Source organism: Coxiella-like endosymbiont (assembly GCF_030643785.1).
Classification (GTDB): domain Bacteria; phylum Pseudomonadota; class Gammaproteobacteria; order Coxiellales; family Coxiellaceae; genus Coxiella.
Map to the genome: position 1 here is coordinate 353,766 of NZ_CP094378.1, position 24,059 is coordinate 377,824.

The window sequence follows — 24,059 nt, forward strand, 5'->3', positions numbered from 1 at the left end:
AGCTCGCAAATTAATGCAACGAGGGCAGGGTGGTTCAAATGAATACTCAGATAAAGGTAAAGAGAAACAATGACAAATCCCAAGCCGAGCAGTACCAATATCCAAACGAGACACAAGAGAACAATGCCGATTATAAAGATTGTCATCATTTTTTACGGGTCAATAAGCAACTTACTATACCGGCTAATAAACCAGCGCCAAAAGCATAATCTATTGTGGCTAAGGGTTTCTTTTTACATTTTGCTTTGATTGTATTTAAATTATATTTGCCCCGAGCAATGAGGTTATCTTTCATCGCTTCAACTTCGCTTTTACTGCATTCAGTTATCATCGCTAAAATTAGCGAATTCTTGTCTGAGATCCTCGTTTTTAGTTACTTTAGGCATAACCATTCTCCTTTGTGATTCTAGATTCTAAAAGAAATATAGCAACAGGGAATGGGAATGCGAATGGAGGTTTAAAAATTCAAATTCTTATTCACGTTCAGTCCAAAGTTCTTTGATTTTGCTAATACTAAAATCCCAAGCTTTTGTGGGCATAAGTTTGGGGGGTGACAAGTTCATTAGGATTTGTTAATACATCGACCAATACAATGGGCATCCTTAATTTCGAAAGCTTATTTTACAGCATTTTTGAGCTGTTCATGATTTTCCACGCGGGGATACCTTCGCCGCCCATTGCTTTAGCACATTCAGTGAGGTTAGGATTATGCAACATAACCTTCATTCCGAATATCCGGCAACCTCCATTTTCATCCGCACTAATCCTAACTTATCGTTATTAAATACAAAAGCCTTAATAGGAAGTTTGTAAGTTACCGCAGTATAAAATCTCCCATAAGCATCATAAAGCTGCCATCTCCATAAAGGGCGACTACCGAACGTTCTCGGTGAGCGCTTGAATAACCAATAATGGCTTGAGCAAAAGCATTTGCATTTGCCATTGAGGCCATGTTAAAAGAGGCAATAAAATCTCACCTTCCTTTCATTTGTATGTGGCGTATCCATCCACAAATAATGGGGTCACCGGTATCTAAGGTAGAGACAGCTTCCTCACTAGCATAGTGATCGATGTAATGAGCTAAGGCTTGGGGGCGAACGTAATCTTTATCGCTATGAGAAACCCGTTTTAATAAAGTAGAGTCCCATTTTTGGTGTTTTTCCTGCAATTTTTTCCTGCGATTTATTTAAATGAGAATCGTGTTTTTTTGGCGAATCATGGGGGTAGGGCTGTGACAGTTTTTTCACATCGCCCACAAGCCCAATTTTTACATTGCAACGTTTTCGGAGTCGTTCAGCTGCTGTATCAATTTGAATAATAGTTTTATTTTTAGGATAAAACTGCCGCGATACGGTAAGGAAAATTTGTTCCTAACATGAGAATAAGGTCACACAATTCTATAGGATGGGACACCGCAAGTACTCTCAGAATTCCTAAACCACCACATCCAAAAGGGCTTTCATTAGGGATGATCGCTTTGTCTTCAAGGGCATGGACAATGAGAGAATTGAGTTTCTCTACTAAAGTGAGGATCTTGTAAATTACCCCGTACGCGCCTCCATCCTATTAATAAAGTAATTTTATCATGCCGATTAAAGGCATTGGCTACTCTTTTCGATATTATCGACGCTAAAATCATTCTAATTTGGATGTTGGGAGAAGTGGTTTAAAATGCGCTTGAAAAACAGGATAGTCCAAAGATCACTCAATTTTTGGGGAGGGTCCCGATGTCTGAGGGAAGCCGATAGGTGAGCAACCCCTTGACGCGCTAACGTCGTTTGTGAAAGCTAATAAACCTAAAACGAGGAATTTGCTCAGGGGTAATAACAATTTCATTATAAACAGAATAAATAGAGATATCGTCGAACAACCGATCTAAATTAATTTTTTATGGTGATAATCCGTTCCAATTTCATTTTGCGGTATCTGAATTATAAGGGCTAACACAGGAGCGTAATCGTGTTTAGCATCGTACAATCTATTTAGAAGATGAACGGCACCGGGTCCTACCATTCCTGCTGCACAAAGGCCCAGTTTTCCAGTCAATTTAGCTTGAGTTCCAACAGCGAAAGCATCTGTTTCTTCGTGGCGAACGGTGATCCATTCGAAACGTTTATGTTTGTCAGTTCTTAGTGCATCGGCAAGAGGATTAATGGCATCTCTAAAAACTCCGAAAATTTGTTGATTGCTGCATCCATGAAAAATGTCGAGCATCATTTTCCATAGGGTAATACTCATGGTAGTTTCCTTGACAATAACCTATTATTAAAGAATAGTTGTCACCTGTTTCTTTGTCAAACATCTTCTATTTTTTTCTATTCGTTAAGTTCCTCACTCCTGTCCTATTTTTAAAGTCAAAAAATAGGACTCCGCAATTTCATGAATAACAAGTTTCTTATTTTCTTGAAAGGTGAGGGAAACGAGTTTTATTTCAGAACAGATATAAAAGTTTGCACAATAATCGAATGTAATGGTAAAATAATTCTCAATTTAAAGGGATTTCTGAGGGATTTCTGATTAAGGTAACTACTTAGAATGAAGCTAGTGCGTCTATAGAAATTTCTCCAAATCAAGAGGTATTGCATTGCGTCAGCAATTGAACGTTAAGTAGTTAGCCTGAGGCGGAATCCCATATAAAGCCCTATGCGGAACAGGCCGTGCTGACAACTACAATTAACGATCAAATGTCATAAAAATGGATAGCACAGGTGCTTTACTTTTTCACACTTTATACTCAAACTTTATTTTAAAGTTGGTCAAACAAGAAGCTGATGTTTTTTGAAAACTACCTGCACCTCCTCTAACTCCGGAATTTATTTATTCGTTAGCCGAAGGGACTGTTATTAAATGCGTTTCACTTATATATTAAGTGGGTTTCACTTATTAATTAATTTTTTGACTTTTGTGGGAGAGACTTCTTACGGTACTGGGTCGTTCTTTGTAGCCACGACGGATTCAATGGCAAGCTTACTGTCTTGACACTCTTTTATTGAAATTGCAACAAGAATTTTTCTTTCCTATTTATAGTCAGGTTCGGTTAAAACCGTTCAAGCTTTATTAATTAAAAGTTTAAATAACCGAATTATTATATGGGGCAAGTCAGATTTTCGAAGTTCTTATTCTGTTACCGAGTAAAATAACCCTTATGGAGGTGTTTTGGCAGCTAAAATCGCGCGGGGCCCTCTATTATTGGTCATCGCATGGCTTTATTTTGTGCTGTTCATGCGCGATAAATGCTATTTAATTATTTCTGATGTTGAATTGACAGTTCTTTAGTGTTTGCTTGGGGAAGACCGCAACTGTGATCTTCATTAAAAGGATAATAAACACTGGATTATAAACTACCCAGTGACCATCGCTTACTTTATAGACGCAGACAATGGGCTTTTTAGCGGAGAAAATATACAGATCCTCCAAAATTTTTTGCTTCTAAGAATAAGGAGTAGGTCGATAAGATTTCCAACCGGGAGAGGATTATTAGAGGGGGATTATTGGAAGTCCAATAGCCTTTGCTATTTTGCTGTACATTGGTGGGATACAAGTGGCTCCCCAAATCTGCCAAGCGAAACCGATTCCTAAAATGGTTATCCTACTAATCTTCCCGAGTAACGAATGACGAATCGTCTCTTCTTTTTTACTCTCAATAGAGAACCTAGATAATTATAGTCAATCGGTGCATTATTAAATTATCCTTCCCGTTGGAAGGGAAGGTTCAAGCAAGGAATATTAATATCTAAAACTGAAATTGGCGCGCGGGGGCCCCGCTCCACTTAAATGCAGAAAAGTCAGATTTTGAAGCTAAAAAAGGGCTCGAACGGTATGTAATTTTATATGGTTTGCGAGAGAGAGCGCACGGAATTTATTGGACGGTGGTCTTTTGAGAAATTGAGGGTGGAAAACCCACCCACGCGGACATGACCTTTATCATGACCTTTACCTTTATCATGACCTTTATTTAGGTGTTCTCAAGCATCAGGACAGTCCATTGCGATGGTAGTTATTTCCACAGGAATGGGCTTTCCGAGCACTGACATTATAGTCAACGAACTTATCCATTTAAGTGCTAAACAATTCTTGAGAATTGGTATGTCCGGCTCATTGCAATCGCAAGTAGTTAAAAGCAGGTGATGTGGTTATTGCCACAACAGCGGTTCGGGATGAGTATACTTCTTGTTGTTATCTAGATATTAGTTTTCTTTCTGTGGTATCGCTGAATATGGTGAATACGGCGTTGAAAATTACTAAAGAATTAGATTTAGAAAAGTATATCCATACCGGTATCGTCCATGGCATGGATTCTTTGTATGCGGTGTGAGTTTGGTGATTCTTCATTAGGAGAAAATGTGGAGTATATGGAGCAATTAAGAAAAGGTGGCGTAACTTGCCACAGCAATGGAAAGTTCTATTATTTTTACCTTAGCCAATTTGTACAGTTATCGCTTTTCAAAAGGCTTTCAAAAGCCAAGTGAGATTATTAAGTAGGGTTCGATACTCTCCACATTGTCCGGGATAAGACGGCCTCTCCATTCCAATAAAGAACTTATCGGAAAGGCTATTTAGCGTGCCCTAGATATTGGCATTCAAAGTATTAAATTTCTATTGGACTTAGAACGAGAGTAAGTGGATAGGCATCCGCAACCCTACAGTCGATGTGACTGCGGTAATCTAGTTCCCATCGAAGCTTTCCAACTGTCTACCATTTCCTTGGAAGCTATTTTTGGGATAGTAAGTAATAACAACATCACCATCACCTACTTGCTGTAATTTGTCCCCGTTAGAGGAAAAATGAGATTGAGGATAATAACTGAAGGTAATGTCGTCAAATCGCTAATCCGACGGACTTTTCTTCCATTTCCTGAGATGCTGGGACAGGCGGATTGAAAACGGGGATTTATCGCGAGCGGCGAAGACCCATTATTGAAGAGAATTTTATTCCCGTAATATTGAAGGCTAGAGAAAGGGCGGTTAGATGAAGAGCATGAACAATAATTGACGGGGATTCTCCTCCGGCTTCTACAATCTTTCCACTGTTTCCGTTGTTTCCGTTGAGGGCCGAAGAAGGGTAGTAATACTTGATGTTAAGCCCATCTGTTGATTGGCATGGTTTGTTCATGCCCGATGACTTGATTAAGTTGGTATGGAGCTGCTTTCTATTTTGGCGTCATTCGCTTTGACAGATTCCAAATAGCCATAAACACTAACACGGAAGATCCACTCTTGCGGAGTTTTGACGAGCACGGCTTGAAGGAAGCCATAACAGTCTGTGACTTAGGTTTATATTGTTACCTTCGGCGAAAGCCCAATAAGGGAATAAAGCAAGGCTATGATAAACTTAAAAGTGTTGGGATAGACTCTTTTGGCGCAGGCGAGACTTCGCTAGGATGTTTGGTTTGGTCTATATGACAGTATAAATGCCAAAATCTAGCATTGGATTATTTTTGCCAAGGGGCTTGAGTCGCTATGGTATTTAGTGTTCAATAGCTCACTTAACTATATGAAATTACTGTGAGAGTGGCGGAATTGGTAGACGCGCTGGATTTAGGTTCCAGTAGGTAATCCCTGTGAGAGTTCGAGTCTCTCCTCTCACACCACTGAACCTATATTGAAATTGTCTAGTTGAGTAAGGCCTTTCTAAAAATCGACGAGACTTAGCTCCTCATAGTAGAATTTCAAAACAGGTTCGAGAAGAAAAATGGGGAAAGGTTTTATGTCATCAATAGAGAAGGTTGGGGGATTGAAACAGCGTTTGACGGTCACAGTCCCAGCCGAGGATATCGAGAAAGCTTATCAAAACAGGCTTAAAAAGGTCGCCCAAACGGCAAAATTGCCTAAATTTCGACCCGGAAAAGCGCCTCTTAAGAACGTGGAGCAGCGGCTTGGCAAGTCTATTCTTCAAGAGGTAGTGGGAGAGCTTGTTGTAGATACTCTGAGGAGGGCTGTTGAAGAAAATCACTTACACATTGCTGGTAAGCCTAAAGTGGAGCTCGGACAAGTATTGCGAGGACAGCTTCTTAAATATGTCGTTAATTATGAAATTTATCCCGAAATTACCCTCAATACCCTCGAAGGTGAAAAGGTAGAACGGTTAAACATAAACGTGTCTGAAAAGGACGTGGATAACATGCTTGAATCATTGCGTACTCAGTCCGCTGAATGGAAAGAAGCGGATCGAGCAGCAAAATCTGGAGACCGTGTTATCATCGATTTTAAGGGCACTCTTGATGGTAAAGCCTTTGAAGGCAGAAGTGCTAAAGAGTTTCCATTAGAGCTGGGTTCCCATCGCATGATTCCTGGCTTTGAAGAAGGAATTGAAGGAATAAAGACGGGCGAGACTAAAGCCATCGACATCACTTTTCCGACGGAATACCCAAGCGAAGATCTGGCAGGCAAAGCAGCTACCTTTATGATAAAGCTGCATAAAGTGTTAGAGCCTGAACTTCCCACCTTGGATGATAAGTTCGTCGAAAAGCTCGGTATTAAAGAGGGGGTGTAGAGGCGCTCCGAGCAAAGGTGAAGGAAAATATCAAAAAAGAAGTTTACCGTTACGCTGAAAATAACTTGAAAATGACAGTCTTGGATAAATTGGTTGAGCGTAATCCCATTGAAGTACCTGAAGTGTTGGTTGAGGTAGAAATTGAGCACCTCCAAAATATGACTCGTCAACAAATTGCAAGCCAGATGGGCAAAACCGACGAAGCTAAAAAATTAGAACTGCCACGGGACCCTTATCTTGAGCGGGCAAAAAAACGCGTGGTATTAGGTTTATTGCTTGGTGAAGTAATCAAACAACACGATATCCAGGCAGACTCTGCGCAAATCAGGTCGCGGATTGAGGAAATAGCGGCTGCTTATCCCAAGCCCGAGGAAGTGGTTGCCTGGTATTATAATAATAAAAAGATGCTTGCCGAGGTCGAATCGTTTGTTCTCGAAGATCAAGCAGTAGCGGTGCTATTGAACCAGCTTGAAGTTGAGGAACGAGACGTACCTTATGAGGAAGTAGTCCAACAAGCACAACAAGTAAGGTGATTGATGATGAGTCTCTTAATTCCCATGGTGGTTGAGCAAACATCGCGAGGCGAGCGAGCTTATGATATCTATTCACGTCTTCTAAAGGAACGAATTATTTTTCTAATTGACCACATTGAAGATCACATGGCCAATTTAGCCATCGCGCAAATGCTTTTTTTGGAATCGGAAAATCCCTCTAAGGAAATCAATCTTTATATAAATTCTCCTGGAGGTTCGGTGAGTTCGGCAATGGCAATTTATGACACCATGCAATTTGTAAAGCCTGACGTACGTACTTTATGTTTTGGACAAGCCGCCAGTGCTGGTGCCTTGCTTCTTGCCTCAGGGGCTCATGGAAAAAGACAATGCTTGCCGCATTCTTTGGTAATGATTCACCAGGTATTAGGTGGATATAAAGGTCAAGGTACTGACATTCAAATTCATGCCAAACAAACCAAGCGAGTCAGTGACCAGCTGACGGAAATTTTAGCCAAACATACGGGAAAAAGTTTTGAGCAAATTGAAAGAGACACCAACCGCGATTATTTCTTAACGCCGGAAGAGGCTTTGGAGTATGGCTTAATTGATTCGATAATGACGGAACGACCCTAGCATTGAAATAAGTAATTTTGATCCCCATCTTCAGAAGAGGTAGTGAGGTAAGTAAATGAGTGAAGAAAAACCACAAGTTCTATATTGTTCGTTCTGTGGCAAAAGTCAGCATCAAATTCGCAAATTAATCGCAGGTCCCGGTGTTTTCGTATGTAACGAATGCGTAGATTTATGTAATGACATCATTCGTGAAGAAGAAATTGCTCATGCTGTTGAGGTTCAGAAAAAACTTCCAACACCATCAGAAATTCATCGATTATTGGATGAATACGTCGTTGGTCAAGACTTTGCTAAGAAAGTATTAGCTGTTGCCGTGTACAATCATTACAAACGATTGAGTTCGCACACTAAAAAGGACGATGGTGTTGAAATTAGTAAAAGTAATATTCTTTTGATTGGTCCAACTGGTTCTGGAAAAACTTTATTAGCGCAAATATTAGCTAAAATATTAAATGTTCCTTTTGCTATTGCAGATGCAACTACATTGACCGAAGCGGGATATGTGGGCGAGGACGTTGAAAATATTGTTCAAAAACTATTACAAAAATGCAATTATGATGTCGAAAAAGCAAAAACGGGGATTATTTATATTGACGAAATCGATAAGATTGCTCGTAAAACAGATAGTCCCTCATTGACTCGCGATGTTTCGGGCGAAGGAGTGCAGCAAGCTTTATTGAAATTAATCGAAGGTACGGTTGCTTCTATTCCTCCTCAAGGTGGCCGAAAACATCCGCAACAAGAATATTTGCGAGTAGATACGTCCAACATTTTATTCATTTGCGGAGGAGCATTTGCTGATTTGCATAAAATTATTCAGCATCGTACGGATAAAAGTGGTATTGGTTTTGCTGCGGAGGTACGTTCGAAAGACGATTCCACAAATACTTCAGAATTAATTAAACAAACGGAACCGGAAGATTTAATTAAATTTGGTTTAATTCCAGAATTTGTTGGACGGCTGCCTGTTATCGCCACTTTGGAGGAATTGAATGAAGATGCTTTAATTCGCATTTTAACAGAACCAAAAAACGCGTTGGCTAAGCAGTATCATAAATTGTTTGAATTGGAGAGTGTGCAAATTGATTTTCGTGAAGATGCTTTGCGGCAAATTGCTAAGCGAGCGATTCAGCGAAAAACAGGGGCGCGTGGATTACGTTCTATTGTTGAACATACTCTACTGGATTTGATGTACGAACTTCCAACCGTCGTTGGTTTGAAGAAAGTCGTAATCGATGGAGGTGTTATTAATCAAACTTCGCCGCCGTTATTTATTTATGATAAAGAAAAAATTCCCCGTAAGGTAGCTCAAGAACAATAATAAAAGGATACGAAATGGTAGAAGCAGTACCCGAAAAATTGGAATTACCATTATTACCATTGCGTGATGTCGTGGTATTTCCCCATATGGTGATTCCTTTATTTGTAGGTCGGGCTGAATCGGTCAAGGCGTTGAAAATGGCCATGTCGCAGGATAAGCGGGTTTTTCTAGTCGCCCAAAAAGATGCTAATAATGACTCGCCTGGGCAAAAAGATCTTTATGAAATAGGAACGATTGCTACTGTCTTGCAATTATTACAATTGCCAGATGGTACCGTTAAAGTGTTGGTGGAAGGTTCGGAGCGAACTAGACTCATTCATTTAGAAAAAAAGAAAATTATCTGCAGGTTGAAATTAAACTCTTACAAGAAGAAGGCACAGAAGACAGCGATAAAACGGAGCTGAAAGCGTTGGTTCGTGCTGTCCTTGATCAATTTGAACAATTAGTAAAAATAAATAAAAAAATTCCTCCGGAACTTTTGCCCTCTTTAGTAAGTATTGATGATCCTGGCCGTTTGGCTGACAGTATTGCAGCCCACATGACAATTAAATTAGATTCCCGTCAAAAGATTCTCGAAATTCTCTCTGTTAAAGAACGATTAGAAGTTTTACAAAAAGTTTTAGCTCAAGAATTGGATTTAATTGAAGTTGAAAAACGAGTTCAAGGCCGAGTTCGGCAACAGGTGGAAAAAAGCCAGCGCCAGTATTACTTAAATGAAAAAATAAAAGCCATTCAGCAAGAGTTGGGTGAATTAGAAGAAGGTGACCCTATTGATGAGCAACACCAATTTCTTGAAAAGATTGAAAAAGCTGGGATGCCTTTAGAAGCTAAAGAAAAGGCAATGACTGAATTGAATAAATTAAAAATGATGCCGCCGATATCGGCGGAAGCTACGGTTAGCCGCAATTATCTAGATTGGTTGCTTCAAGTTCCTTGGAAAAAGCGGGCCAAAATCAGCAAAGATTTGAAGCTCGCCGAAGAAATTTTAGAAGCAGATCATTATGGATTAGAAGAAGTTAAACAACGAATTTTGGAATATTTAGCCGTACAACAGCGCGTGCGAAAATTAAAAGGCCCTATTTTATGCTTAGTTGGACCGCCTGGAGTAGGTAAAACTTCATTAGGACAATCGATCGCAAATGCGACAGGCCGTAAATTTGTTCGTATTTCCTTAGGAGGCATCCGAGATGAGGCTGAAATTCGGGGCCATCGTCGAACTTATATTGGTGCTCTTCCTGGAAAGATCATTCAAAAAATGGCAAAAGTTGGTGTTCGAAATCCATTATTCATGCTAGATGAAGTAGATAAAATGGCAGCGGATTTTAGAGGCGATCCCGCCGCTGCTCTTTTAGAAGTTCTGGATCCGGAACAAAACCACGCTTTTAGCGACCATTATCTGGAAGTGGATTATGATCTCTTGGATGTTATGTTCATTGCCACAGCAAATTCTCTTAATATCCTGCCGCCATTGTTAGACAGGATGGAAGTCATTCGACTAGCTGGCTATACAGAAGAAGAAAAGTTGAATATCGCTAAGCGTTATTTAATTCCACGTCAGCTTAAGTTAACGGGATTAAAAGGAAAAGAAATGCTTATTTCTGATGGTGCGATTTATGAAATTATTCGGTATTACACGCGAGAATCTGGGGTTCGATCTCTGGAAAGAGAAATTGCAAAATTGTGTCGAAAAGTCGTTAAAGAAATTTTGACAGCGAAAGAAAAATTAAAACGAGCTAAAAAGGAAAAGCTCATCAAGCAGCGTCAAATAACCGTCCGCAATTTAGGAAAATATTTAGGTGTAAAACGTTATCGTTTTGGATTGGCAGAAGAAAAAGACCAAATTGGACAAGTGACCGGTTTAGCTTGGACAGAATTTGGAGGAGAGCTTTTAACAATAGAAGCTCAAGTAATGCCTGGAAAAGGTAAATTCTTACATACCGGGCGTTTAGGAAATGTCATGCAAGAGTCAATTCACGCAGCCACTACGGTGTTACGGAGTCGCTCAACGGGATTGGGTGTCCCGGATGATTATTTCCAAGTACATGATTTTCATATTCACGTTCCTGAGGGTGCCACACCAAAAGATGGGCCGAGTGCTGGTATTGGGATGTGCACCGCTCTAGTTTCAGCAATTACGCGAATTTCCGTACGAGCTGATATTGCTATGACAGGTGAAATCACTTTGCGTGGTGAAGTACTTCCCATTGGAGGATTAAAAGAAAAATTGTTAGCTGCGCTCCGAGGTAATATAAAACATGTGATCATTCCTGAGGATAATAAACGAGATTTGAAGGAGATACCGGCCATCGTGACTCATGGTTTAAAAATCCACCCCGTAAAATGGATTGATCAAGTATTTGAATTAGCGCTGATTCATATGCCCGAAGTAGAAGCTCCTGTCAAAACTTCTCCGTTGAAAACATCGAGCAAAACCCGTAAGGAAGATCGACGAACTCAAACACATTAATTATTGTTTATTTTCATGGCCAACAATCAGGAAAAATTACAATCCGATATCTTGCATCTTTTAGATCGTGCAAAAAAGCGAGTGGATCAAGTTGAAATTAGTGCAGGTATCGAAACGGGTTTTTCGGTAGATATTCGTCTGGGGGCTGTAGAAACTGTCGAGCATCATCGTGAGAATTCTCTTGATATTAGGGTTTATCATCAACAACGCACAGGTAGTGCGAGTACTTCAGATTTATCTTTTAAAGCGATGGAAACTGCTTTTGATAAAGCTTGTACTATTGCCCAATTTACTCAGGAAGATCCTTATGCCGGATTAGCAGACGCCGCGGACATGGCCTTGGATTATCCCAATTTGACGCTTTATCACCCCTGGCAAATTACCCCTAAAGAAGCTATTAAACTCGCTATAGAATGTGAAACCGTTGCGCGAAAATATGATCCTCGAATCAAAAATTCCGATGGCACTACAGTGAATACGTATGATTCTTTTAGAATTTATGCAAATTCTCACGGATTTTTAGGTCACTATCCTTCGACCATTCATAGTATGAGTTGCAGTTTGGTTGCTGAGCAAAACAACCAAATGCAGCGCGATTATGATTACACTTTGGCCCGTAGTTCCGATAAATTATTGCCAATTGATCTTATTGCTCAACAAGTAGCAGAAAAGACAATTCGTCGATTAGGAGCTAGAAAAATAACAACGTGTCGATGTCCTATCATTTTTGATGCATCTGTGGCGAAAGGAATGTGGCGATCCTTAATTTCGGCTATTCAAGGCAGTAATTTATACCGTGACGCTTCTTTTTTATGTGGCCAATTACATCAGAAGATCTTTCCTAAATTCATTACTATTTATCAGGAGCCGCATTTACCTGGCGAAATTGGCAGCGCACCTTTTGATGAGAATGGTGTTAAAACTCGAAAAATAAATTATGTAGAAAATGGAATGTTAACTAATTATATTTTAGGCGCATACTCGGCAAGAAAATTAGGAATGAAGACTACGGGAAACGCGGGAGGAGTGTTTAATTTATTTATAACCCCTGGGGATAAGGACTTAATCGATTTATTTAAAGAAATGCAAACAGGCTTGTTTGTTACGGAGTTAATGGGCCAAGGTGTTAACTTATTAACGGGAAATTATTCGCGTGGGGCTTTTGGCTATTGGATTGAAAATGGTGAAATTCAACATCCTGTTGAAGAAATTACTATTTCGGGTAATCTGAAAGAAATGTTTAAACAAATCCAAGTGGTCGCTAACGATATCGATCCTCGTAGCAGTATCAAGACCGGATCAATCTTAATAGAGCAGATGATCGTCGCAGGGGAATGATCTCCTAATCTCCATAAAATAGGAAAGCAGGTTAGAGAGAGGATTTGCTTCAGCAGAAGAGCGAGCTCGAGCTATAGCAAGCAGCGCAGATGAATACTGAAGAAGGGCGTGGGGGCCCCGGCCCCACACCGGGGGCCCCGAGAGACCCTTATTCAGAATGAGCTGCTCCCGCTACAGTAATTCGAATGATGACCTCTCCTCCTTAAGTGCTTCTTTCCTCTCCTTCCCCCTCCTCTCCTTACTGGAGGTGGGAAATCGTCATTATGATTACCGTTCCCAATTTTAGAGGGTGCAAAAGCGAACGCTGTCGTTACAAAATCATCAGATCTATAATGCGTTTAATGAAGAAGTGCAAACACAGGGAGGAATGAAAGCGATAGATGCTGCTAGAACCACCGAAAGTAATTAGAGGTAAGTAAGATCTTTCACTTGTATTAAATTAGATGTACTCGCTTTCTTATTCTTCTTCCCGCACAGTGTAAAATAGAGCACGCTAAATACCTGCTATTTTTAGGAGATCCCTCGTTTGATACTCGGGATCACGTGTTCTCTCTCTAGGGTGATTGTGCTCTCTCGGGATAACGTACTCCCTTGAGATGATGTGTTCGATAGGCGCCGACCAATTTGGGAGTAGTTAATGCTTACTCTTCCTCGCCGAACTTTTTATTAATTAATTCTTCAATCGCTGCGGCAGATTCTTTCTCATCATCCCCGGTGACGGTAAGCTCGATTTCAGAGCCGCAGTTGACGGCGAGCAACATAAGGCACATGAGACTTTTGGCGTTGACTTCACGATCGTTGTAACGGACTAAGGTTTCGCTTTGGTAACGAGAGGCGAGATTAGTGAGTTTTATGGCAGCTCGAGCATGTAAGCCTAGCTTATTAATAATTTTTAGGTTTTTTCGGATCATTGTATTATTTTTTCTCATTTAAAACGGTTGTTAAAATTAACACTGGAATCATAGCCTTCTTTTTTCAAGACTTGATTGCGTACCAGTGTTTCGATTAGAAGGGGCAAGTTTCTTCCTGCATAAACAGGAAGTATTATTTTAGGGAGGGTTACTCCTAAAATTGTTTCCTCTTCGCGGACAGGATTAAGGGGATCTACAATTTCAAATTTATCCTCAGGTTTGATTAAGGTAATTATTAAACTAATTCCATAGTGAGAAATAATTGCATCGGTTCCGAAGAGCTTAGAGACATCGAGCATTCCAACATCTGAAATTAAAATATAACCGCAGGCAACTGCAGGACAATTACCAATCAATTGATTATTTTGGTAGACAACATCAACCATATCATCACAAACCATTTGGTGACCCCGATCTAGCAAAGCGAGAGTTAATTCGCTTTTGCCAATATTGGGTTCGCCCATAATTAAAACGCCTACTTTATCAATGACAAGAAAATTGGCATGTAAGGGTATATGGTTAGTAATAGAAAGCCACGAAGTGATTTCGGAGCTTGGATAGGATGACATTATCGATGATCACCTTTTTTAGCTTTGTATTTTGCTAATTGTATTTGCAATTTTTGGATTAAAAGGTCGACCGTTTTATACATATCTTCAGATTCCGCCTGAGCGTTAATTTTGCTGCCCGGTAATTGGAGATTGGCATCTGCAATCTGACGAATTTTATTGACATGAAAGGTAACATGGATATTAGTGATTTCATCAAAACAGGGATGTAATCGCTTTAATTTTTTTCAGTAAGTTCACGTAAGGCTGGTGAAATATCTAAGCCATGACCAGTCATTTGAATTTGCATAGTACACCTCCTTTTTTATTATTAACATCTTAATTTTTAATCATTTGGGTTTTTTGGATAATTCTATAAATCAAATTCATTTCCTAAATAAACTTCGCGTACGCTTTGGTTGTTTAATATTTCCTGGGACGTTCCCGTGGCAATAATATTCCCTTCATTAACAATATAGGCGCGCTCGCAAATATCCAGTGTTTCCCGAACATTGTGATCCGTAATTAAAATTCCAATATCACGTTCTCGTAAATGAATAATAATCTTTTTGATATCAAGAACCGAAATGGGGTCAATACCGGCGAAAGGTTCGTCGAGTAAAATAAATTTAGGATCCATAGCTAAAGCGCGCGCGATTTCCACACGGCGTTTTTCTCCGCCTGATAAGCTGTATCCTGGGGTATCTCGCAAATGCTCGACATGAAATTCTTGGAGTAAAGATTCACATTTCTCTTTGCGCTGCTGCTTGGATAAATCTTTACGCAGCTCAAGGATAGCCATGATATTGTTAGCTACTGATAATTTTCTGAAAATAGAGGTTTCTTGAGGTAAATAACCTATTCCCAACCGGGCGCGTTTATGCATAGGATAGAAGCTAATGTTTTCCTGATCTAAAAAAACCTCACCGCTATCTGGAGTAACTAAACCTACCATCATATAAAAACTCGTAGTTTTACCTGCCCCATTGGGACCCAAAAGTCCTACAATCTGGTTGCTGATGGATAGCGAAACATCTTTCACCACTTGGCGCGATTTGTATTTTTTTTGTAATTGTTTAGCGCTTAAAGTTGGCATGGCTTATTACGGTTCAACCACCATTGTCGTAGTGTTTTTTTTCGCCCGGATTGATAGAAATCACGGTTTGTTTTTTTAATATCATACCAGATATGCGACCCAGTTAAGATATCTTGATTTTGAGTTATCCAAGCATTTTTAATTAACACTACCTGACCTGAGGCTTTGGGAAGATAATAAATGATGATATTAGCTTCTGCATAGAGGCGGAGCTTTATCCGTGTTGGTAAGGGTGATATAATGGACGAGACGCTCAATGGCGACAATTCGAGCAATTCAATTTGTAAGCGGATCGTTGTAGACGGTTACCTTGTCTTCAAAAAATTGGGTAGTCCCCTGGGTAGCATATACATGCTTTTTGTAAATAGTAATGTGATCGGAAGGTTGGCAAATGATCTCGCTAGCCCGGACATAATAGTAAGGTTTAAATTGATCACTAGAAAGACTCAAGGTCAGACTTGGAATGCCCAGTAATAAAGCCCCTAAGGCCATTTTGGTATTCATTATTATTCTCAGAATGTCTACTATTCCTTTATGTGACTATTCCTTTATGGTGTTTAGGTTGGTTGGCGTTCGCTTCATAAACACCTTGAGAATGTGAAAGTAAATGAATAAGACCTTTTTTCAGGTCGGCGGTCATGCCTGTGGCTTTAACCAAGGAGTCGGGACGAACAATGGTAACAGGTTGATCTGTTTGAGCAAAAGAGCGACTGGGAAAGATAATCATATCCTGGGTGGTAATTGTAGTTTCTACTTCCATTGCTTGAGAGGGTTCGTGAATTTTTACGTGGTCCCACAAATAAATCCATTCAATTCCATTTTGGCTTTTACCGTGATCAGCTTGAATAGTCCAAGGCACGTGTTGAGAAGTGTAAATAAGGTAGTGAGGCGAAATGAGACGAAAAGAATTTTTATAGGGGAAGTGAACGATAAAGTGGGAAACTAAATGGCCGTGCAAGTCACCCTGATCGTCATATTGATAATAATCAATCTCACGCATAAAAGTATTAGGTTGACGGTCTAATTGTTGCTTTAGAAGCTTTTCGTGGTGAGGGAGGGAGTTGGGAAACATGAGTGCCGTTGTAAGACAAGCGAGAACGATTAAAATTAAACTAAACCCAACATTTTTATTCATGGCTGACTTGGACTTGAAGGGACAATTAAATCACAAACTTCACGCACAGCTCCTTCTCCACCGCGTTTTGTCGTACTCCAATGCGCTGATGAATGAACGGCGGGTATCGCATTAGCAACCGCAATCGCTAAACCGACTCTCTGCATTATTGGCAAATCAGGCAAGTCATCACCCACGTAAGCTACTTCTTTTTCCTCCATTTGTAATTGAGAAAGCAATTCCTCATAAGGAATGCGCTTGTCGCGTTCACCTTGAAAGACGTGTGAAATGCCTAACTCTTTCGCTCGTCGAAAGACGGCTTGATTTTCTCGACTGCTTATAATCGCCACCTCAACACCCGCTTGCAACAAGCGTTTGATTCCAAGTCCATCTTGGACATGAAAAACTTTTAACACCTCTCCATCGGTACTATACCAGAGCCGGCCATCCGTTAGCACTCCATCCACATCAAGGATTAAGAGCTTGATGTATCGAAATTTATCGAGTGACACTACTTCCATGCGCCCTAAATAACCCCCGCGCGTAAAAGATCATGCATATGGATGACACCCAAGGGGTAACGCTCTTCATCGGTAACGACAAGTGAAGTGATTTTATATTCATGCATAACTTTGAGTGCTTCGGCCGCTAAAAGTTTCGGGCGAATAGTAATCCCATTTTTAGACATAACTTTTTTGATTGGTGTCCGGTGAATATCGTAACCTTTATCTAATGTCCGACGCAGATCGCCATCTGTGAAAACCCCTACTAAACGATTATTGTCGCCAATAACAGCCGTCATCCCCAAGCTCTTTTTAGTAATTTCAACCAAAGCCTCATCTAACATACAATCCGGTTTTACCGCCGGCATGTGATCTTTAGTATGCATAAGGTCATCGATGTGAAGCAAAAGGCGTCTTCCTAAGGAGCCCCCTGGATGGACCCGGGCAAAATCGTTTGCCGTGAAACCTCGAGCTTCAAGAAGTACAATTGCTAAGGCATCTCCCATAACCAAAGTAGCCGTAGTACTAGAAGTAGGAGCTAGCCCTAGGGGGCAGGCTTCTTGCTGAACACTGACATCGATGACCGTATCAGCAGTACGGGCTAAACTGGATTGAAGTTTGCCCGTGAAAGTAAGAAGAGGGATACCTAATCTTTTGATTGTAGGAAGAATATTAATAATTTCAGGAGTATCGCCTGAATAAGAAATCACAAGGGCGACATCTTCTCCAGTAATCATACCAATATCGCCGTGGCTGGCTTCTCCGGGGTGAACATAAAATGAAGGGGTCCCTGTGCTAGCAAGGGTGGAAGAAATTTTTCGAGCAATGTGCCCAGATTTGCCCATTCCTAAGACAACCACCCGTCCTTTGCAAGCTAGGATGGTTTTACATGCTGTGGCAAAGTTTTTGTTAATGCGCCCTTGTAAGAATTGGATTGCTCGCAATTCTGTAGCAATAACAGCTTTCCCAAGTGTGTAAAATTTCTCACTGTCGCCCATAAGAAAAATACTAATGAATCACTGTATGAGTTTAGGTATTATAGGCAAAGTTATAACATGAGTCACGGTATTTATGGGTGTTATTATTGCGCGCAACTTAAGTTATTCCAGAAAGAATAATCTCATCTTCAACAAAATTAATTTCGAAATCGCCCGCGGGAAGATGATGGCAATCATGGGGCCGAACGGAAGTGGTAAAACAACTTTATTGCGATTATTGAGTGGGCAAATTAAGCCTTTAGAAGGAAGTCTTGAGATTAATGGAATAAACAGCCTTTCTCTATCCCGTTCCAAATTAAATCAATTACGCCGAAAAATGGGCGTGTTATTTCAGCAAGGAGCCCTTTTTACAGATTTGAATGTATTTGAAAATGTGGCCTTCCCTTTGCGCGAACATACTAATCTGCCGGACGATATGATTCGAGATTTAGTTTTAATGAAATTAGAGTCAGTGGGATTGCGTGGGGCTACTTCTCTCTTCGTCAATCAATTGTCTGGAGGGATGATTCAGCGAGTGGCTTTAGCTCGAGCAATTATGCTCGATCCTGAATTAATGTTGTATGATGAGCCTTTTTCAGGGCAAGACCCGATTAATCGTGGTATTTTGCTGAGATTAATTCGTAAATTACATAAAGCATTAGGTATGACTAGCGTCCTCGTTTCTCACGATTTTACGGAAGTAACCGCCATTGCAGATTACATTTATGTAATTGCTGATGGAAAAGATTATCGGCAGCGGGTCTTCTGAAGTAATTAAAACGGCGCAAGACCCTCAAATCCGACAATTCGTGAATGGTTTTGCAGATGGACCAGTTCACTTTCGTTATCCCGCATCCAATTATCGACAGGATTTATTGTTGTGATTGTTCAAATTCAATCTTTGGGCCACTTGGGCATTGAGTATTGTCAGCGTATCGGACAATCGGGATTTTTTTATTGCAAATAATCATGCAACGTCCGCGTTGGTTAAGAATTTGGCCTTTATTAGCTGTTCAATTGTATCGCGTAGGTGTGCTGTCTTTAGCTGTTGTTTTGTTATCGGCTTTATTTATTGGGATGGTTGTCTCTTTGCAAGGCTATCATATTTTGCAAAAATTTGGCGCGTTGCAGGAGTTGGGACAATTATTAGCCTTGACTATCATTCGAGAATTAGGTCCTGTTATCACAGCTCTATTGTTTGCTGGTCGCGCTGGTTCGGCTTTAACGGCTGAGATTGGTCTTATGCGAGCTACGGATCAATTGGAATGCATGGAAACAATGGGAGTGGATCCGCTTTGGCGGGTAATTGCACCGCGGTTTTGGGCAGGATTAATTGCCTTACCGCTTTTAACACTCTTATTTAATCTAACGGCTGTTTATGGTGGTCATTTAGTGACTGTTGGTTGGCTTGGGTTGAACGATAATTTCTTTTGGTCGAACATGCAGGCGGTAGTAAGTTTTCGTGGCGATATTTTGAATGGTGTGATTAAGAGTATGGTTTTTACACTGATTATTACTTGGATCGCGGTGTATCAAGGATATTATTCGGAACCAAATGCTGCGGGAATGAGTCGAGCAACGACAAAAACAGTAGTTTATTCGTCTACAATAGTATTAGTTTTAGATTTTATTTTGACGGCTCTAATGATGGGGGGATGGTAATTTGAGTAATCGAATGATTGAATTTATGGCTGGCCTTTTTATGATTGCCGGGTTTTTAGCGTTAATAGCTTTGGCATTTAAAACAAGTGGACTAAAATCCCTAGGCGAAGAAAATTATTATGTTATCAAAACTGAGTTTGACAACATCGGTGGTTTAAAGGTCCGTGCGCCGGTAATGATTTCCGGTGTTACTGTAGGGCAAGTAATGAAAATTACCTTAGACAGGAACAATTTTCGGGCTTTGGTCGTCCTGCAAATCAATAAAAAGATAAATAACTTGCCCGCGGATACCTCAGCGACGATATTGACTCAAGGATTATTGGGAGCGAATTATATTGAATTGATGCCGGGTTTTGCATCAGTCAATTTAAAAAATAATGATTGGATTAAAACCACTCATTCCGCACTAATCTTAGAAAATTTAATTGGCCAATTTATTTATAATTTTAAAAAATAATCTTTAATTTTTTATTCTGTAATAATGGTAGAGCAATATGAGAATAATTAAGCGATTACTAGAAGAATCTATGGTAATTTTTTTAAAAAATTAATTAAAAATGCTATTTTTATTATGTTAATATTCTTTTGCAGTTTTGCCTTGGCGATTACCTCTCCTCTTATTTCCTTAAAAGATATTGCGAATAAGATGATTGCTGAATTACAGCAGCATCAATCGCAATTAAAGAATAATCCGCAACTGATTAATCAGATCGTTAATCAACAATTGATTCCCCATATTGATGTGGATCGAATGGCTAGCTATGTCATTGGTCGTCATTATTGGCAAACAGCTACCCTTGCGCAACGCAAATTGTTTATTCGGGAATTTGAAAAAATGGTCGTTTCTACTTATTCAATGGCGCTCAGTTTTTATGATGAAGAGCAAATTAAGTTTCGTCCACTGCGGTCCAGGGTAACCAATCAAAAGGAAGTAAATGTGGAGAGCATAATCCTGCGTCGAAATGGTCAACGAATTCCCATTAGCTATAATTTAGTTAACAATGGACGCCAATGGAAGGTCTATGATTTCAGCATTGAGGGAATCAGTTTGATACAAAGTTATCGATCCCAATTTTCAGGAGTACTTGCTCAGGGAGGACTCGCCGCCTTATTGGAACGTTTGGTTGCCCACAACCGGAGATTTCAATGACATCAAACGTATTTAAGGTTAGTGGCGCAATCACTTTTGAGACAGCATTGGCCTTGCGGAAAAGGGGTGATCGCTGGATTGAAAAAGAGAAAGACATTCTGGTTGATTTTCAAGCCGTAGATCAATGTAATAGTGCTGGATTGGCTGTTATGACGGCGTGGTTACGCAAAGCAAAACGACTTAATAAATCCATTGGATTTATTAAGATCCCCAGCTCGTTGCGGGTGATCGCTGCCGTTTGTGGGATGACAGAGATTTTAGGGATCGAATAGCCATGGACAAATTAATTATTGTAGGCGGTGTGCCTTTAAATGGGGCCATACGGATATCAGGGGCAAAAAATGCTGTTTTGCCAATTTTAGCAGCCACGCTATTGATTGGAGAGCCAGTTATCTTAAGTAATATTCCCCACCTCAATGACGTAACTACTATGATTGAATTGTTAGGTCGGATGGGGGCGCAAATTACCATTGACGAACGTATGAGTATCGAAGTGGATTGTTCGACTATTCAGAATGTTCATGCTTCTTATGAATTGGTGAAGACCATGCGTGCCTCCATCCTTGTTCTAGGGCCTTTATTGGCTCGCTATGGAGAAGCAGAAGTTTCTTTGCCTGGGGGATGTGCCATTGGTTCTCGGCCTGTGGATGTTCATATCGATGGGATGCAAGTGTTGGGTGCCAATGTGGAATTAGTGGATGGTTTTATTCGAGCCAACGTAGACGGACGTTTAAAAGGTACGGAATTGAATTTAGGCAAAATTACAGTGACAGGGACAGAAAATCTCATTATGGCAGCAAGCTTAGCGGAAGGTCAAACCATCATTCATAATGCGGCTTGTGAGCCTGAAGTGCAGGATTTGGCTAATTTTTTAAATAAGATGGGTGCGCGAATTTCCGGAGCTGGGACAGACACTATCGTTATCGATGGCGTTGATCGCTTATCGGGAGGGAGGCGTTACCACGTTTTACCCGATCGAATAGAAGCAGGAACCTACCTGGTTGCCGCAGCGATGACGCGAGGGCATGTCAGAATTAAAGACGTCCTACCAAAAACCTTGAGGGTTATCTTGGAAAAGCTTCACGAGGCGGGAGCGCGGATTAAAATTGGAGATGATTGGATCGACCTTAATATGGAAGGGCGACGACCCAAAGCGGTGGATATTAATACGGCTCCTTATCCTGAAATGCCTACTGATATGCAGGCTCAATTTATGGCACTTAATGTGGTTGCGCAAGGTAATGCTGTTATAACCGAAACTGTTTTTGAAAATCGATTTATGCATGTGCACGAGTTGCGCCGAATGGGGGCCGATATTAAATTGCAAGGCAGCAAAGCCTTCATTCGCGGGAAAGAAAAATTAACCGGTGCGCCAGTTATGGCAACAGATTTACGCGCTTCAGCTGGGTTAGTTTTAGCGGGCCTCATGGCACGAGGCAATACCATAGTCGATCGGATTTATCATATTGACCGAGGCTATGAATGTATTGAAGAAAAACTAGCACAATTGGGAGCAGAAATTCGTCGCGTTTCTTCCCATGTGTATGCGACAGAAGGTTCTGTTCGAAGAGGACAGTTATAATAATTCTTACTGAAGAGGGATGATGTTCCTGAGGGAACCCCATTAATTTTCTTATCCATGCCAGTAATGTAAATCTTTGTTGAAACGCTGCGTCAGTCTGTGTCAATAGGGTATTTTCCCGACGCCCCCTAGTACAGCTATAACGAAACTTAATAGTAATATGTTCTACATATGATGAAAGTGTTTTCCTAAAACAGTTGCGATTAGGAGGTAAAGAGTAATTCCGAAGGAACCAAGACGAGTGAAAAATCCGAGTCCGATGGCTATAGCGTCTCTGAGCTCGCAAGGCCTTGCTAAAGTTACAATAAAATTAGGATCTACGATTTCTAGTTCAATGAAAGCTTTTATATCTCCACGAAACGAGATCGATCCAGCAAATAATTTTTCTGCAAAATAATCAATTAAATCGTAACCAATATAGATCTGAACAAAAGTCAAATGCCATTCAAAGACATTAAGTCGGACGGGGAATGCCGTAAGGAAACCTCTGGCTTACTTCGAAATAAATGACATTTTAATAGGCGATATAAAAAATTATTAGAAGCAAAAAATAAGGAGGATTGGGGTGTGGGCTGCAATAAATAAATTATTTATTCCTAGAATTCGAATTACTGTAAGAATACAAAATACAGTAAGTAAAAATCCCACGCGCGGAGATTTATAAGTTAGCGTTATAAGTTAGCGTTAAAAAAACAACGGCTAACACGTTTCATAGCAAAGAAAAAGCAAATGTGCCATCTGCGAAAAAGGTGAAAGAAGGTAAATAAAAATAGTAATAATTAAAGTAATAAGGGTGAGTAATCAGGCTATACTAATTATTTCAGAATAAAAATTCTTAAACATTTTGTTTTCCTTGAGCTCGTGAAGCGAACAATGTTCAGGCAGACCCCAAAGAAAATTAAATTGATATCCACGAATAATCCTATTATCCAAGTATAATATCTGGCCCAGCTCGCGGTCCAAATGGCAAAAGAAAGAATCAAACCGATGATGCCGCTGACTGAGATCCATTTCCATAGCAAGGCCTTCTTTCCTAAAGCCGATTGGCAAACTGGATGATTAAAATACCGTGTTTGGAAATTAAGCCAATTAAAGTAACAAGTTCAATGTCGGTATAAATATTTAAAGTTCCAAAAATGAGTTTCAAATAGGCGATATAGTGCCCACAATACTGAGTGGGGACAGTAAGTAAAATGATAAAAGGATCAATGAAACTTTCAAATTGGGCGGCAAGTGCTAAATAAATGAATATGATAGTGAGTAAGAAAATAAAAGCCCCATAATAAATCTTGGGCTTGACCCGTAAATATGCGTATTTAATGCCTTCTGAAAAAACCTGAGGCAAAATTCTCTGACGGGTCCCCATATCGTAGTCAGGAGCAAGTTGAGCGGACAATTAAGTAGAGCGGAGACGATTGTAATGCAGTAACGCGACTTGTGAGAGAATAGGCTGAATTGAAATTAAATTACTGAGCGGTATCAGATGATTTTGTAAATTGTTCACATAAAATTTATCAATGCTCTAAATAGGCTTATGTAAATCATTTTCTTGTGCTTTCATATAAACATTATAAGTTTTGCCATTTGTATCGAAGATTGAAACTTTATTTCCCCCATAAAGAGCCGCCATCGTATTGGCGATGTCTTTGAAGTTTACTTGCAATTGGGCTGCGAGATCGCGATTAACTGCCATATCCATATTGTTAGCCGTCAAATCGCATATTGCTTTGACGGTCTAGAATCCAGGGTAATTTTGCAATTTAATTAATA

General features: G+C 40.1%; 26 protein-coding genes, 1 tRNA gene and 3 pseudogenes. 13 read left to right on the top strand and 17 right to left on the bottom strand.

The window, feature by feature from the left end; all coding sequences use genetic code 11:
* Window positions 1-145: 145 nt before the first annotated feature.
* The 5 genes and pseudogenes from MRH55_RS01835 to MRH55_RS01850 form a co-directional block, all read right to left on the bottom strand.
* Window positions 146-331, bottom strand: a complete 186-nt coding sequence (locus MRH55_RS01835; RefSeq protein ID WP_304985785.1) for a hypothetical protein — start codon at window positions 329-331, stop codon at window positions 146-148.
* A gap of 391 nt (window positions 332-722) precedes the next feature.
* Window positions 723-952, bottom strand: a pseudogene (locus MRH55_RS07595) (thiamine pyrophosphate-dependent enzyme).
* Between the two features lie 21 nt (window positions 953-973).
* Window positions 974-1,168: a thiamine pyrophosphate-dependent enzyme gene (locus MRH55_RS01845; protein ID WP_304985787.1), complete on the bottom strand. Its 195-nt coding sequence runs from the start codon at window positions 1,166-1,168 to the stop codon at window positions 974-976.
* 161 nt (window positions 1,169-1,329) lie between these two features.
* Window positions 1,330-1,542 (bottom strand): hypothetical protein, encoded by a 213-nt coding sequence (locus MRH55_RS07600; protein WP_369421469.1) that lies wholly within the window; start codon window positions 1,540-1,542, stop codon window positions 1,330-1,332.
* Between the two features lie 333 nt (window positions 1,543-1,875).
* Window positions 1,876-2,238 (bottom strand): thiamine pyrophosphate-binding protein, encoded by a 363-nt coding sequence (locus tag MRH55_RS01850; protein ID WP_304985788.1) that lies wholly within the window; start codon window positions 2,236-2,238, stop codon window positions 1,876-1,878.
* A gap of 1,891 nt (window positions 2,239-4,129) precedes the next feature.
* On the opposite strand from MRH55_RS01850, the gene MRH55_RS01860 reads away from it, so the two are divergent.
* The 7 genes and pseudogenes from MRH55_RS01860 to pmbA all read left to right on the top strand — a co-directional run bounded on the left by MRH55_RS01860 (window position 4,130) and on the right by pmbA (window position 12,746).
* A complete protein-coding gene (locus MRH55_RS01860) occupies window positions 4,130-4,315 on the top strand; it encodes a nucleoside phosphorylase-I family protein (RefSeq protein WP_304985789.1) in 186 nt (61 codons plus the stop codon).
* Window positions 4,316-5,505: 1,190 nt separating this feature from the next.
* Window positions 5,506-5,591 (top strand) — tRNA-Leu (locus MRH55_RS01865).
* 101 nt (window positions 5,592-5,692) lie between these two features.
* Window positions 5,693-7,026 (top strand): annotated as a pseudogene (gene tig / locus MRH55_RS07605) (trigger factor).
* 6 nt (window positions 7,027-7,032) lie between these two features.
* Window positions 7,033-7,620 carry an ATP-dependent Clp endopeptidase proteolytic subunit ClpP gene (gene clpP / locus MRH55_RS01880; protein ID WP_304986083.1) on the top strand — a complete coding sequence of 196 codons (588 nt, stop codon included), beginning with the start codon at window positions 7,033-7,035 and terminating at the stop codon, window positions 7,618-7,620.
* A 55-nt stretch (window positions 7,621-7,675) separates the two neighbouring features.
* Window positions 7,676-8,941, top strand: coding sequence for an ATP-dependent Clp protease ATP-binding subunit ClpX (gene clpX, locus MRH55_RS01885; RefSeq protein ID WP_304985792.1), 1,266 nt, complete (start codon window positions 7,676-7,678; stop codon window positions 8,939-8,941).
* Window positions 8,942-8,955: 14 nt separating this feature from the next.
* A pseudogene (lon, locus tag MRH55_RS01890) lies at window positions 8,956-11,408 on the top strand (endopeptidase La).
* A gap of 15 nt (window positions 11,409-11,423) precedes the next feature.
* Window positions 11,424-12,746: a metalloprotease PmbA gene (pmbA, locus tag MRH55_RS01895; protein ID WP_304985793.1), complete on the top strand. Its 1,323-nt coding sequence runs from the start codon at window positions 11,424-11,426 to the stop codon at window positions 12,744-12,746.
* 641 nt (window positions 12,747-13,387) lie between these two features.
* Here pmbA and MRH55_RS01900 read toward each other — a convergent pair.
* From MRH55_RS01900 to MRH55_RS01940, 9 genes are all read right to left on the bottom strand, one after another.
* Window positions 13,388-13,657, bottom strand: a complete 270-nt coding sequence (locus tag MRH55_RS01900; protein ID WP_304985794.1) for an HPr family phosphocarrier protein — start codon at window positions 13,655-13,657, stop codon at window positions 13,388-13,390.
* A gap of 14 nt (window positions 13,658-13,671) precedes the next feature.
* Window positions 13,672-14,226 (bottom strand): HPr kinase/phosphorylase, encoded by a 555-nt coding sequence (locus MRH55_RS01905; protein ID WP_304985795.1) that lies wholly within the window; start codon window positions 14,224-14,226, stop codon window positions 13,672-13,674.
* Window positions 14,226-14,417: a ribosome hibernation-promoting factor, HPF/YfiA family gene (gene hpf / locus MRH55_RS01910; RefSeq protein WP_369421471.1), complete on the bottom strand. Its 192-nt coding sequence runs from the start codon at window positions 14,415-14,417 to the stop codon at window positions 14,226-14,228. The genes MRH55_RS01905 and hpf overlap by 1 nt, the downstream gene beginning before the upstream one ends.
* A 161-nt stretch (window positions 14,418-14,578) precedes the next feature.
* Window positions 14,579-15,301: an LPS export ABC transporter ATP-binding protein gene (lptB, locus tag MRH55_RS01915; RefSeq protein WP_304985796.1), complete on the bottom strand. Its 723-nt coding sequence runs from the start codon at window positions 15,299-15,301 to the stop codon at window positions 14,579-14,581.
* The gene (locus MRH55_RS01920; RefSeq protein ID WP_304985797.1) at window positions 15,289-15,558 is read right to left on the bottom strand and encodes an LptA/OstA family protein; all 270 of its coding nucleotides are present in this window, start codon (window positions 15,556-15,558) and stop codon (window positions 15,289-15,291) included. The genes lptB and MRH55_RS01920 overlap by 13 nt, the downstream gene beginning before the upstream one ends.
* Before the next feature lie 19 nt (window positions 15,559-15,577).
* Window positions 15,578-15,805 carry a hypothetical protein gene (locus MRH55_RS01925; protein ID WP_304985798.1) on the bottom strand — a complete coding sequence of 76 codons (228 nt, stop codon included), beginning with the start codon at window positions 15,803-15,805 and terminating at the stop codon, window positions 15,578-15,580.
* A 28-nt stretch (window positions 15,806-15,833) separates the two neighbouring features.
* Window positions 15,834-16,436, bottom strand: coding sequence for an LPS export ABC transporter periplasmic protein LptC (lptC, locus tag MRH55_RS01930; protein ID WP_304985799.1), 603 nt, complete (start codon window positions 16,434-16,436; stop codon window positions 15,834-15,836).
* Window positions 16,433-16,936, bottom strand: a complete 504-nt coding sequence (locus tag MRH55_RS01935) for a KdsC family phosphatase (protein ID WP_304985800.1) — start codon at window positions 16,934-16,936, stop codon at window positions 16,433-16,435. Before MRH55_RS01935 ends, lptC begins: the two co-directional genes overlap by 4 nt.
* 5 nt (window positions 16,937-16,941) lie before the next feature.
* Window positions 16,942-17,916, bottom strand: coding sequence for a KpsF/GutQ family sugar-phosphate isomerase (locus MRH55_RS01940; protein ID WP_304985801.1), 975 nt, complete (start codon window positions 17,914-17,916; stop codon window positions 16,942-16,944).
* A 73-nt stretch (window positions 17,917-17,989) separates the two neighbouring features.
* Between MRH55_RS01940 and MRH55_RS01945 the strand changes: the two genes are divergently transcribed.
* From MRH55_RS01945 to murA, 6 genes are all read left to right on the top strand, one after another.
* Window positions 17,990-18,664, top strand: a complete 675-nt coding sequence (locus MRH55_RS01945) for an ABC transporter ATP-binding protein (protein WP_439647883.1) — start codon at window positions 17,990-17,992, stop codon at window positions 18,662-18,664.
* Window positions 18,665-18,864: 200 nt separating this feature from the next.
* Window positions 18,865-19,557 carry a lipid asymmetry maintenance ABC transporter permease subunit MlaE gene (gene mlaE, locus MRH55_RS01950; RefSeq protein ID WP_304985802.1) on the top strand — a complete coding sequence of 231 codons (693 nt, stop codon included), beginning with the start codon at window positions 18,865-18,867 and terminating at the stop codon, window positions 19,555-19,557.
* A gap of 13 nt (window positions 19,558-19,570) precedes the next feature.
* Entirely contained in the window at window positions 19,571-20,014 is a 444-nt protein-coding gene (gene mlaD, locus MRH55_RS01955; RefSeq protein ID WP_304985803.1) for an outer membrane lipid asymmetry maintenance protein MlaD, read from the top strand.
* Window positions 20,015-20,128: 114 nt separating this feature from the next.
* A complete protein-coding gene (locus tag MRH55_RS01960; RefSeq protein WP_304985804.1) occupies window positions 20,129-20,707 on the top strand; it encodes an MlaC/ttg2D family ABC transporter substrate-binding protein in 579 nt (192 codons plus the stop codon).
* Entirely contained in the window at window positions 20,704-20,979 is a 276-nt protein-coding gene (locus MRH55_RS01965; RefSeq protein WP_304985805.1) for an STAS domain-containing protein, read from the top strand. The genes MRH55_RS01960 and MRH55_RS01965 overlap by 4 nt, the downstream gene beginning before the upstream one ends.
* Window positions 20,980-20,981: 2 nt before the next feature.
* Complete coding sequence (gene murA / locus MRH55_RS01970; RefSeq protein ID WP_304985806.1) at window positions 20,982-22,289, top strand: UDP-N-acetylglucosamine 1-carboxyvinyltransferase; 1,308 nt, start codon at window positions 20,982-20,984, stop codon at window positions 22,287-22,289.
* Window positions 22,290-22,454: 165 nt separating this feature from the next.
* Here murA and MRH55_RS01975 read toward each other — a convergent pair whose 3' ends face one another.
* The 3 genes from MRH55_RS01975 to MRH55_RS07995 all read right to left on the bottom strand — a co-directional run bounded on the left by MRH55_RS01975 (window position 22,455) and on the right by MRH55_RS07995 (window position 24,003).
* Complete coding sequence (locus MRH55_RS01975; RefSeq protein ID WP_304985807.1) at window positions 22,455-22,727, bottom strand: DoxX family protein; 273 nt, start codon at window positions 22,725-22,727, stop codon at window positions 22,455-22,457.
* A gap of 595 nt (window positions 22,728-23,322) precedes the next feature.
* A complete protein-coding gene (locus tag MRH55_RS07990; RefSeq protein ID WP_304985808.1) occupies window positions 23,323-23,685 on the bottom strand; it encodes an efflux RND transporter permease subunit in 363 nt (120 codons plus the stop codon).
* A gap of 126 nt (window positions 23,686-23,811) precedes the next feature.
* Window positions 23,812-24,003 (bottom strand): hypothetical protein, encoded by a 192-nt coding sequence (locus MRH55_RS07995; RefSeq protein WP_304985809.1) that lies wholly within the window; start codon window positions 24,001-24,003, stop codon window positions 23,812-23,814.
* Window positions 24,004-24,059 lie beyond the last annotated feature (56 nt).